Source organism: Moraxella sp. CTOTU49097 (genome assembly GCF_032064105.1).
Lineage (GTDB): Bacteria > Pseudomonadota > Gammaproteobacteria > Pseudomonadales > Moraxellaceae > Faucicola > Faucicola osloensis_B.
The window spans coordinates 34,626-46,254 of sequence record NZ_DAMBOA010000011.1; the positions used below are offsets into that span (position 1 = coordinate 34,626).

Below are 11,629 nucleotides of genomic sequence, written 5' to 3' on the forward strand. Positions count from 1 at the left end.
ATTAACAGGATTAAGCGGCAACATGATTAAGATTTATCTTTACGCGTCATTTGCTCAAAGAATTCATCATTGGTTTTTGAGTCTTTAAGTTTTTCTAGCAAAAACTCAGTGGCTTGTAGTTCATCCATGGGGTGTAGCAGTTTGCGCAGAATCCATACCTTGCGTAGCATCGCTTCATCCATCAACCGTTCTTCGCGGCGAGTACCCGATTTTTTGATATTGATGGCAGGGAATACCCGTTTTTCGGCAATGTCTCGCTCAAGGGTAATTTCTTGGTTACCTGTCCCCTTAAACTCCTCATAAATCACCTTATCCATGGTACTGCCTGTGTCGATAAGCGCAGTAGAAATAATGGTCAAGCTACCGCCTTCTTCGACATTACGCGCGGCACCAAAAAAGCGTTTTGGGCGTTCTAGCGCATTGGCATCCACCCCACCCGTCAGTACCTTACCCGATGAAGGCAAAACCGTATTATAGGCGCGGGCTAAACGCGTAATGGAGTCAAGTAAAATCACCACGTCTTGTTTGTGCTCAACCAAGCGTTTGGCTTTTTCAATCACCATTTCGGCGACTTGTACGTGACGGGCTGGCGGCTCATCAAAGGTCGATGCGACCACTTCCCCACGTACCGTGCGCTGCATCTCGGTCACTTCTTCAGGACGCTCGTCAATGAGCAGCACGATGAGATAACATTCTGGGTTGTTTTTGGTGATGGATTGCGCGATAGATTGTAGCAGTACAGTTTTACCCGCTTTTGGTGGGGCGACAATAATTGAGCGTTGACCTTTACCAATCGGGGCAATCAAGTCAATGATACGGCCCGTTAAGTCTTCTGTGGTACCATTACCAAGTTCTAAGCGAAGCTGCTGGGTGGGGAAAAGTGGGGTTAAATTTTCAAAAATCAGTTTGTGGCGAGAGCGGTCTGGGGTGTCGAAGTTGATTTCGTTGACTTTTAATAGGGCAAAATATCGCTCAGAATCCTTGGGTGGGCGAATCGTACCAGCGATGGAGTCACCCGTCTTGAGATTGAAACGGCGAATTTGGCTCGGACTCACATAGATATCATCGGGACCTGCTAGATAAGAGCCTTCCGACGATCGTAAAAAACCAAAGCCATCGGGCAAAATCTCAAGCACGCCATCCCCATAGATAGCTTCACCGTTTCGGGCATGGGTTTTTAAAATAGCAAAAATGATATCTTGTTTGCGACTACGGGCCATGTTTTCTAGACCCATTTGCTCGCTAATCAACAACAATTCAGCAATCGATTTTTTTTTGAGTTCAGTCAAATTCATAGGTAAATCATCAATAACTAATTTTGAACCACCTCAAAACGTGAGTCGAGTAAAGGCGCTGCATCGTTTTAAGACAGTAGGGGTGAAGAGAATATAAAGAGAAAAAACTAGAAACGTTTGAAATGATTAACTAAGCGTTGCACACAGACAATACCAAGTACTAGAACAAATAATAGTAGATGCCTGCTAACGTGACGTTAAGCATATCGATAAGATAGTTATTTTGTGAAACACACTATACGACTTGACATATTCATTTGTCAATGTATCGACATAAAAAACCGCGATTTTTTTACTCACAAGTATCAAAATCGCGGCGAATCTCATTGGTAACTATCAAAAAAGACACCGTTACCAATGTAACAATTCAATTTAACCTATGCTAGTGATTCTTCCCCTAGCGATTATAAGTGTTTGTTGATAAGGGCAGTCAATTGGGCTTTTGGTTGCATACCCATAGTGGCATCCACTTTTTCACCGTTTTTAAACATAAATAAGGTAGGGATACTACGGATACCATATTGTGCGGCTAGGTTTGGATTTTGGTCAACGTCGATTTTAACGATTCGCGCTTTACCCTCATATTCTGAAGAAAGCTCATCTAATACAGGGGCGATGGCTTTACATGGACCACACCAAGTTGCCCAAAAATCGACCAATACTGGGGTATCTGATTGTAGTACTGCTTTTTCAAAAGTACCTTCATCGGCATGAATAACTGAAGACATAGTAACTCCTACGTGTTGATGTTGTTAACTGTTAAGTTTTGGATTACGGCTAAGTAATGACCCAAACGCTTGTTTTTGCCCAGTGCTTGTTTTTGCCTAATAAAAAAATCTTAATATTGGATACAATCAAACAGTGATAGAAACAATGATAGGATAGTGAAATCTATTAAAATCTATTAAACAGACACCCAACGGCAAATTACTTTATTGTAATTATCATGATAGGGTCATCTTAGCATAACACAACCCCAAAACAGGGTATGGCTATGGTTAATTGTTTTGATAGTTATGATAAGAAACATTAATGATATCTAATTAATTGTATCTAAACAATTGTAATGATAAAAGTTTTTAGAAAATATTACAGTCAATTTTTTTCAACGATAGACAGGCATGGCAGGATGCAAAAGTTGCAGTTGCAATAAAATGGCTTTTACTCAAGGGTGAAAATGCGTAAAATGGTCTCTAATCGAATCATTGACTTTAACCGACACTAAGTGAAATATGCCTGACTTACTTGCTAACAATGAACTTATGGCCGCCATTGATATTGGCTCAAATAGCTTTCATCTAGCCATCGCGCGGTTGGACCATGGGGAAGTACGCAAATTAGCATCAATGTCAGAAAAAGTGCAGCTTGCCGCTGGACTTGATGAAAACAACTATTTGTCGCTTGAGGCACAAAAACGCGGGCTGGATTGTTTGACTCGTTTTGTTGGACGACTAGACGCTGTCTCACCACAGCGGTTACGGATTGTGGCTACCAATGCCCTGCGCCAAGCCAAAAATGCGGATGAATTTATTCGACAAGCCAATTTAATTTTACCCAAACCCTTAGAAGTCATTGCGGGGCGAGAAGAAGCCCGTCTAATTTATTTGGGAGTTTCTCATACCAATGCCAGTACCGATAAACGCTTGGTGATTGATATTGGCGGTGGTTCGACGGAGTTTATTATTGGCAAAGGCTTTGATCCGATTTTGACCGAAAGCCTACAGATGGGCTGTGTTGCCTTTACCAAATCCTATTTTACTGACGGCGCTATCACCGAAAAAGCGTTTGAAAAAGCGATTGCTGCGGCGAGAAAAGAAGTGCTTGGTATTAGTCGTTTATATCAAAAAACGGGTTGGGACAGTGTCACGGGCTCAAGTGGTACGATTAAAGCGGTCAATCAAATTTTGCTGCAACTTGGACTTGCCGATGAAAATGCTCGGGTGACCTACAGCGGTGTCAAAGAAATCCAAAAATTACTGATTAAAGCAAAACATATCGACAATATTGATTTTGCCGACATTAAAGACACCCGTAAAGCAGTGTTGCCGGCTGGTGTCGCGGTGCTGCTCGCAGCGATGAATGTTTTGGGCATTGATACCATCTCTTATTCAGATGGTGCGCTGCGTGAAGGTGTCATGTACGATATGCTTGGGCGTTTTGCCAGTGAAGATGTGCGCGATCGCAGTGTACAAGCCTTGATGACGCGTTATTCGGTCGATAGAAAACAAGCAAAACGTGTGGTACGTACCGCGCAGCAGCTGTTTGACCAAGTGAGAAATCGCTTGGGGCTTGATGAAGAAGACGCGGATTTACTTCGCCGTGGTGCCTATTTATATGAAATTGGTCTTGCCATCAGCCATAGTAGCTATCACAGGCACAGTGCCTATTTGCTAGAAAATTCTGATATTGACGGGTTTTCACAAGTCGATAAAACACGCTTGTCGCAGCTCGTGATGCACCATCGCCGTAAATTAAAACCTGATAGTTTGGATGAAGTCAAAATGGTGGGCGGTGACAATCTGGTGTATTTAACTTTGATTTTACGCCTAGCGGTACTGGTGCATCGTAGCCGTAGCAAACATGATACGCTACCGATTCAGCTAGCGGCTAAAGATAACCATACTTGGGAAGTTTCGGTAAATTTAGCGGATGATAACGCAAGTCTTGTGCTGTCAGATTTGCAAGATGAAATTGATATTTGGCAAAAGTGGGGCATGAGCTTATCCATTACCACTTATGAGCCAACTATTGGCTAAGCAAATTTTTAAATAAAGTTAAGCGTTTAGGTCTGTCATACGATATTAAGATGACAACAGTTGTAATAAAACAAGGGAATAACGACAATGAGTGTTTGGGAAAAAGTACAGCTTGCACGTCATGCAAAACGACCATTATTTTTGGATTATGCCAACCAGCTGTTTACGGAATTTGATGTGCTGCAAGGGGATCGCGCGTATGCCGATGACAAAGCGATTTTGGGCGGGATGGCGATGTTTAACGACCAGCCTGTCATGCTGATTGGTCAGCATCGCGGTCGCAGTACCCGTGAGCGTATTGAGTACAATTTTGGTATGGCAAACCCAGAAGGCTACCGCAAAGTGGTTAGACTGGTGCAAATGGCAGAACGGTTTAAATTGCCGGTGCTGACCTTTATTGATACCCAAGGCGCATATCCTGGCGTGGGTGCAGAAGAGCGTGGTCAAGCCCAAGCGATTGCCCAAAGTATTGCGGTATTTTCATCATTAAATGTGCCTGTGATTGCCACGGTAATCGGTGAAGGGGGGTCAGGCGGTGCATTGGCGATTGGCGTCGCTGACCGTATTAATATGCTAGAAAACAGCATTTATTCCGTGATTTCGCCTGAAGGTTGTGCATCGATTTTGTGGAAAACGGCTGAAAAAGCGCCACAAGCCAGTGAGGCGTTGAAACTCAGTGCGGCAAATTTAAAATCCCTTGGCTTGATTGATGAAGTCATCGGGGAAGGCGAGGGCGCACATATCAACAGCGATGTGGCTATGACCAACCTTAAAGCCACGCTGGAGCAACAGTTAGCGTTGCTTATAAAGCTGGATGAGCAAACGCGGCTGCAACAACGCTATGAAAAATTGATGAGCTTTAATTCTACAGTGTCCTTACCAAAAGCCTCTGCTTAATTGTCAGTGATTTAACCTATTTTAATTTTTAATGATTCATGGGCGTTTATTGAGGCGCCCATTATTTTATCCAATTTGTTTTATCCCACTGTTTTTCTCTCGCCCCATGAGCTTGAGCACTATGTCGTCTATTCCTACGTCGTCTATCCCTATGTCATCTGTCCCTATGTCACCTGTCATTGAAGCGATTAAACAAAGTTATCAAACCCATATCAACCCGCACCCCAAGGCAGCTACTAAAATTTATATTGCGTGCAGTGGCGGGCGAGACTCGATGGCATTACTGTTCGCCTGTCAGCAGCTACAACTACCAATTCATGTCATTCATATCAATCATAAATTACAAAAAGTCAGTGATGGCTGGCAACAACTGGTAGAAGGCTATTGCCACAAGCACCACATCGACTATGACAGCGTTTGTATCGATTGGCAATCGCAGCAAGTTTATGCCGCTAATAGTACAAGCAGCCAAGAACAACAAGTCGGCACACAACAAGTCAACGGACAACAAGTTAGCAAGCAGCAAGTCAATGAACAGCAAGCCAGAACTGCTCGCTATCGTGCCATCATACAGATTGCAGGCGAAAATGCCATTGTTGCCTTGGCGCATCACGCCAACGATCAGGTGGAAACCTTGTTGATGAACCTATGCCAAGGCACAGGGTTGGCAGGGCTTACAGGTATGACGGCATTTGGGGTGCAACACGAATTTGGCACACCTATTTGGTTATGGCGTCCGTTGCTTGGAGTAACGCGTGATGAGATTAGCGACTTTGTAGTGGCGCAACATATCCCTCATGTCGATGATCCTACCAATTTTGGCGTAGCTAATCAGCGCGCTTTTTTACGTAATCAGATTTTGCCGCTCCTTGATGAGCGCTTTCATAAAGTAGTGCAAAATATCACCCGCACCCAGCAAAACCTGACTGAAGCGCAGCGCATAGTCGATGACCAATATCAACAAGATTTGGCGCTATGTCAGTGGTCAAATGGCTGGACAAGTCATCAGCAATGTTTGCATATCCCCAATCTAAAATCATTGAGCCAAGCCAGACGCTTTAACCTATTGCATCATTGGGTCAAAGGCTCACAAAAATTTGCCCCCACTCGGCAATTGATTGCACAAATTGAGCAGTTATTACAATCAGCGCAGACAGACCAGCAAGCGATTTTGCAGTGGCAGGGGATTGAAATTAGAAAATACCGCGATACGTTATATCGCCTTGATGCCGATTATGTAAAGGCGATTCATGGCAAGTCAGATAACAAGGTATTAGCCAATTTGGCTGCCGATGTGGGGTTACCTGAGGAATTATCTGTGGGGCTATCTCTAGAATTGGCGCTTGCTAGCAGAGCCGTATTGCCCAATGAATGTTTTCAATTATTGACACAATCGTTTCACCAATCGTTTAAAAAACTGTGCCAACGATTTGATATTCCTAGCTGGGAGCGACAATTTGCCAAAGTGGTCATCCTGGATGACAACAAAGAAAAAGCGCTTACGGCATCTCAAACACCAAAACGGTTTGCTTTATTATTGCCGAATACCAGTGTTTGGCTGGCAGATGCCGGTGAGCTGAATTTGGCTACCCAAGCGCCTTGTCCGTGGCACTTGGCTTGGGTAGACAGTCTTGAGAGTAAATCTCATTGATTTAAGACTGTCATGGATTGAGATTGTCATAAACTGAGACTATCAAACCGCTATGAATCTCTTGAATTTGCGCCATGTACACCAATTTACGCTGTAAATTTGTCATCAAAATTTGCAGTAGGTATGGTAGACTTATTTGCGAATAATAGCGAGGGCGAACCCCTTAACTACTTTCTTCTAACTGCTTTCGTCACCCTACAAAAAATGACTACAAAGGACATCTATGGCAACCACAACTTCTCTTAACATCGCTTTTATTGGTGGCGGTAATATGGCATCGGCGCTCATCGCAGGGCTATTAGCAAAAGGTCAACCAACTAGCCTGCTGCATGTGGTAGAAACCGATGCCGAGAAGTTAGCGGATTTTCAAGCCCAAGGGTTAAATACTTATAATGCGAGCAATGTCGACGATACCAAGCACGCCATCGAAAAAGCTGATGTGGTCGTGCTAGCCGTCAAACCGCAGGTCATTAAAGATGTGCTACTACCAGTCAAAGACAGCTGGGGCGAGCAAGTGGTTATTTCAATTGCCGCAGGGATTGGTACTGATAGCTTAGCCGAGTGGTTGGGACCGCAAGTCAAACTAGTGCGAGCGATGCCAAATACCCCTGCGATGATTCAAATGGGTGCCACAGGCTTGTATGCGACAGCAGCGGTTAGCGAGGCGGAGCAGCAACTTGCGCAGCAAGTAATGTCTGCGGCAGGACTGGTGTTATGGGTAGATGACGAAGAGCTACTGCACGCCGTGACCGCTATCTCAGGGTCAGCGCCTGCGTATTTCTTTTATATGTTAGAAAACATGATTGCCACGGGTGAAAAATTGGGTCTGACCCAAACCCAAGCAACGGCTTTAGCCATGCAAACGGCACTGGGCTCAGCGCAAATGGCATTGACCAGTCATGATACGCCAGCTGAGCTGCGTCGTAAAGTGACCTCGCCCAATGGTACTACCCAAGCGGCGATTGAAGTGATGGATGCTAAACAAATGCATCAAATTATTGCCGATGCCATGCTAGCATGTGAGCAGCGCTCGCGTGAGCTAAGCCAAGCGTTTGGCAAATAACTCAACTTGGCTACAACAGCAAATTTTAATTGACTATCTTAACGGCTTATCGTTAACAAGTGTGTAAGCAGCAAATAAGGATAAAAACAGGGCATGACTAATCTTTTGGCAGGGTTGTTTGATATCGTCGTCGCAGCGGCGATGATACTGGTTTTCTTTCGATTTATGCTGCAGTTTGCTGGCATTACTGCAAAGGATGCGTTTGCCAAACCCATTTATCGTATGACACGCATTGTCGATGTGTTTGGACGTATTTTCCCAACCCTTGGCGATGGCAGAATCAATACCGCAAGTTTGGTGTTGCTGTTTTTGCTGCGGATGATTTTTATTTGGGGCGTGCTTGGCATGATGCGTATTGATAGTCAAAATATTGGCCTGTTCTATATGCCAGAGGTGAACTTAGCCATGGTTGATTATCTATCGCGGCATTTTTCACCTGTCATGATGTTTTTTGTGGCGGCCGTGACCTTGCTGATTGATTTTTTAAGAATGTGCCAGTACATCATCATTGGCTCGTTTATCGGGGGTTGGGTGATGCTTTTTACCCAAAAAATGCCAGCGATTTTTGGCCTGCTCACCTTGCTTAGTGAGCCAATTATTCAGCCATTTCGCAAAGTATTACCTGCCACCGGCATGCTTGATTTGGCACCTATGCTGGGTTTTTTCTTGATTATTTTGCTAGAAACCTTGGTGCAAACCGTAGGCGTTTATCTATTAACCCTATAGTCTTTCCCAAACGACGATTAAATGATTAAGCTTTAAAGCAGTGGGCTAAACAGGCGAATAGCGTTGTCCAAGAATTTTGCCCCAAAGCTACGCTGCTGCCATCCATAGCGCTGTAATGGCTCACTTTGTTGCAGATATTCATGCTGGCAAGTGAGCATTTGCTGGGTCATGGTACGATTATAAATCGCCATACTTACCTCCATATTCAGATAAAAACTGCGCATATCCATATTGACGGTACCAAATAAGCAATAATCATCATCCACGCACAAAATCTTGGCATGTAGCAAGCCTGCATTGAACAAATAAATCTGCACCCCTGCTGATAACAGCGGCTCAAAATAAGCCTGTGAAGCAAACCGCACCAACAGCGAATCTACTTTTTTGGGTACATTTAAAATCACCTTGACCCCACGCTTGGCAGCGGTAGTGATGGCAAGCAGCAGTGCATCATCTGGCACAAAATAAGGCGTGGTAATAACCACTTGTTTTTTGGCGGCAAAAATCGCACACACCAAGGTTTCGTAGATGACATGCCCGGTTAATTCTGGCGCCGATGGAATCAGCTGCAAACTGACTTGACTCACCGATGGGTAGGCTTGTAGGTTGCTTTGCAGCGGCAAAATATTCAGCAGGGGCGGCTTAGGGACACCAGTGTTAGCGTTTTGACCTACCCCGCGAGCGTTGGTCCCGTGTTGTAATTTGTGATGATGCAGCTTTGAGGTGCCAATATACAGCGACTTGGTATAGAACGACTTGGTAAAGCGATTAACGATTTTTTCAAGACTCGAAAAATTGGCGTTGGTTTCTGCGCTGATATCCGTGGTCGTGACAAGTGCCATGGCTTTCACCGAATTGACGGTATCATGACTTTCCACCCGTATCATAACATCAATCCATTTGCCCACATGCTCGTTTTGTTTGAAAAAATCGGGGTCGATTAAATTAAAACTTCCCGTATAGCCATAGCAATTGTCAAAAATAGCCAGCTTACGATGGTTGCGGATATCAATACGTTTGACAATAGTTTTGAACAAGCCTACAGGCAGCGACTCATGCACAAAGACATCCGCATCTTTGAGTTTTTTCACCCACGAACTGCGAAAAAACGCATGACTGCCAACGCTATCAGCGAGCAAATGCACGGATACGCCGCGCTGGGTAGCTTCCATCAAAGCTTCTAATAACTCAATCACCCGGCCTTGTGGCGACACAATATAAAATTCCAGCAAAATCATCGTGTTTGCCGCACGGATATCGGCTAATAAACTGGCAAAAATATGGTCAGCGTCTGTCATCAGCGTCAGCGTATGATGGTCGTACACGCCAAGCCCAGTTTTTAGTAGGGCGATATTGCTCAGTTGCCGTGCTTCGGTGTCTAAATTTTTGGAAATTTCATTAAAATCAATATGCTGAGCGTTGGCAAAGTCACGCAGTAATTTTTGCGCCATCAAACTGCGCTTACGATACTGGTGTCCAATATTGATTTCACCAAATAACATATAACCGATGATGCCAACAACAGGCAGGGCAAATAACACCGCAATCCAAGCAATGGCTACGCTTTGGTGGCGCTGCTGTTGAATAACCCGCACAACTAGCCAAAGCGTGATGAGAAAATGGGCGATCACACCTAGCTGCAATAGCAACGTCTTGACAATCGACCACTCCAATAATAACCCCATAGTAGCTTGCCTAACCTAGCATTGAGCTATAATGAAAGCGCTTGGGAACTCTTTGACCATGAGGGTGGACAATATCAGCGACTTTGAGCACGTGTTGTGTCCAAATATCTGCGCATTGTACCGATGTCACAAGCTCATCACCCAGTGCCAAGCGACCTGCGATATAACTTGCTAGACTACAGCCTGAGCCATGATATTCACCCGCCAGTCTTGGCAAAATCGCTTGGTATGCCAGTCGGCAGGTTTGGTTGTCATTAACGTATAAATACTGCTCGATACCAGAGGCTTGGTTATCGTGAGACGTCTTGACTAGCACTGCTTTGGCACCTTGTTGACACAAATCTTTGGCGGCGGCGTGGAGATTGTCGATGCCTGTCAAATTACGCAGTTCAATGCTGTTGGGGGTCATTAGGGTCGCAAAAGGGGTTAGCTGGGCAAAGGCAGTCACCAAGGTGTCTTTGTCGCCTAACGCACCGCCACTGTTGGCCACCAGTACCGGGTCAAGCACATACGGCGTACCTGTTGCAATACTGCCATCGGTGAAAAGCTGCGCAAGCATTGCAATATTGTCAGTGGTGCCAAGCATCCCTGACTTGATAGCTTTGACAGGCAAATCATTGAGCACCGCCAGTGCTTGCGCCCTTACCAGCTCACTTGCGCATGCCTCAAACCCAAAAACTTGCTGTGAACTTTGAACGGTCACTGCGGTACACGCAATCGCTGCATGACTCCCTGCTTGCCCAATCGACTCAATATCCGCTTGCAAGCCTGCGCCGCCTGATGGATCCAACCCCGAAAAACACAATACCGTGGGGCGCAGTGTCATGCTGGGTACTAAAATAGGGGCAAGAGTAGCAGGGGTTGACATAAGATTCTCACAGGCTGGTTATCAATCCTCATAAAGGATTGGTTAAATGGTTTATTAGTTTCAAACAGATTATCCCATAACGACTGGGTTATAGGTAGGCGTTATAGGTAGGCACAGTGCCACTGCCAAGGTGCTGCAATTATTCTCACATAATTTTTTTAAAAAGTCTTGCAAATTTGGATTGGTTTGTTATAATGCCCACCCACAATACTTGAGGTTAATGGCGACATTGACTAAAATTATTGTACGGTGTTATAGATAAGTAAGACCAATTCGGTGACGTGGGTGAGTGGCTGAAACCACAGCCCTGCTAAGGCTGCATACGGGAAACTGTATCGAGGGTTCGAATCCCTCCGTCACCGCCATTTATTAAAGCAAAATTAGTTTTAAAATTATTTAAAATAAAGTTTGACAAAATAAATAATCTAACTTATAATAGCGCCCACTTCAAACGAAGACATTAGTTAAGCGCTTGTAGCTCAGTTGGATAGAGCATCAGGCTACGAACTTGAGGGTCGGGGGTTCGACTCCCTCCAAGCGCACCACTAATTACTTTGTTAAAATTAATCGCCACTCTTTGAGTTCAGGCGATTTTTTTTATGCTTTATTTTTTTATACCTCATATTACTCGGCGGGTTACTTCGCCGTTAGTCCTCCCTTGTTTGCCAAAGTTGCCTAAAGCATTTTC

The 11,629-nt window shown here is 44.6% G+C and carries 9 protein-coding genes and 2 tRNA genes; 7 read left to right on the plus strand and 4 right to left on the minus strand.

Going from position 1 to position 11,629, the window contains the following annotated elements; genetic code table 11:
- Positions 1-26 precede the first annotated feature (26 nt).
- Positions 27-1,295 (minus strand): transcription termination factor Rho, encoded by a 1,269-nt coding sequence (gene rho, locus RT064_RS07820; RefSeq protein WP_007117155.1) that lies wholly within the window; start codon positions 1,293-1,295, stop codon positions 27-29.
- Positions 1,296-1,699: 404 nt separating this feature from the next.
- Entirely contained in the window at positions 1,700-2,023 is a 324-nt protein-coding gene (gene trxA / locus RT064_RS07825) for a thioredoxin (protein ID WP_036589854.1), read from the minus strand.
- A 504-nt stretch (positions 2,024-2,527) separates the two neighbouring features.
- Between trxA and RT064_RS07830 the strand changes: the two genes are divergently transcribed.
- The 5 genes from RT064_RS07830 to RT064_RS07850 all read left to right on the plus strand — a co-directional run bounded on the left by RT064_RS07830 (position 2,528) and on the right by RT064_RS07850 (position 8,388).
- Positions 2,528-4,051 carry a Ppx/GppA phosphatase family protein gene (locus RT064_RS07830; RefSeq protein ID WP_313062725.1) on the plus strand — a complete coding sequence of 508 codons (1,524 nt, stop codon included), beginning with the start codon at positions 2,528-2,530 and terminating at the stop codon, positions 4,049-4,051.
- A gap of 87 nt (positions 4,052-4,138) precedes the next feature.
- Complete coding sequence (locus RT064_RS07835; protein ID WP_204155474.1) at positions 4,139-4,948, plus strand: acetyl-CoA carboxylase carboxyltransferase subunit alpha; 810 nt, start codon at positions 4,139-4,141, stop codon at positions 4,946-4,948.
- A 121-nt stretch (positions 4,949-5,069) separates the two neighbouring features.
- Entirely contained in the window at positions 5,070-6,599 is a 1,530-nt protein-coding gene (gene tilS / locus RT064_RS07840; protein WP_313062726.1) for a tRNA lysidine(34) synthetase TilS, read from the plus strand.
- A gap of 223 nt (positions 6,600-6,822) precedes the next feature.
- Positions 6,823-7,662: a pyrroline-5-carboxylate reductase gene (gene proC / locus RT064_RS07845; RefSeq protein WP_313062727.1), complete on the plus strand. Its 840-nt coding sequence runs from the start codon at positions 6,823-6,825 to the stop codon at positions 7,660-7,662.
- Between the two features lie 93 nt (positions 7,663-7,755).
- On the plus strand, positions 7,756-8,388 hold the full coding sequence (locus tag RT064_RS07850) for a YggT family protein (RefSeq protein WP_050324582.1): 633 nt from the start codon (positions 7,756-7,758) through the stop codon (positions 8,386-8,388).
- Between the two features lie 32 nt (positions 8,389-8,420).
- Here the strand turns inward: RT064_RS07850 and RT064_RS07855 are convergent, their stop codons facing one another.
- Both RT064_RS07855 and RT064_RS07860 read right to left on the minus strand, forming a co-directional pair.
- Complete coding sequence (locus RT064_RS07855; protein ID WP_313062728.1) at positions 8,421-10,073, minus strand: phospholipase D-like domain-containing protein; 1,653 nt, start codon at positions 10,071-10,073, stop codon at positions 8,421-8,423.
- Between the two features lie 10 nt (positions 10,074-10,083).
- On the minus strand, positions 10,084-10,893 hold the full coding sequence (locus tag RT064_RS07860; RefSeq protein ID WP_313062743.1) for a hydroxymethylpyrimidine/phosphomethylpyrimidine kinase: 810 nt from the start codon (positions 10,891-10,893) through the stop codon (positions 10,084-10,086).
- A gap of 323 nt (positions 10,894-11,216) precedes the next feature.
- On the opposite strand from RT064_RS07860, the gene RT064_RS07865 reads away from it, so the two are divergent.
- Positions 11,217-11,306, plus strand: a tRNA-Ser gene (locus RT064_RS07865).
- Positions 11,307-11,409: 103 nt separating this feature from the next.
- A tRNA-Arg gene (locus tag RT064_RS07870) sits at positions 11,410-11,486 on the plus strand.
- The last annotated feature ends 143 nt before the right edge of the window (positions 11,487-11,629 follow it).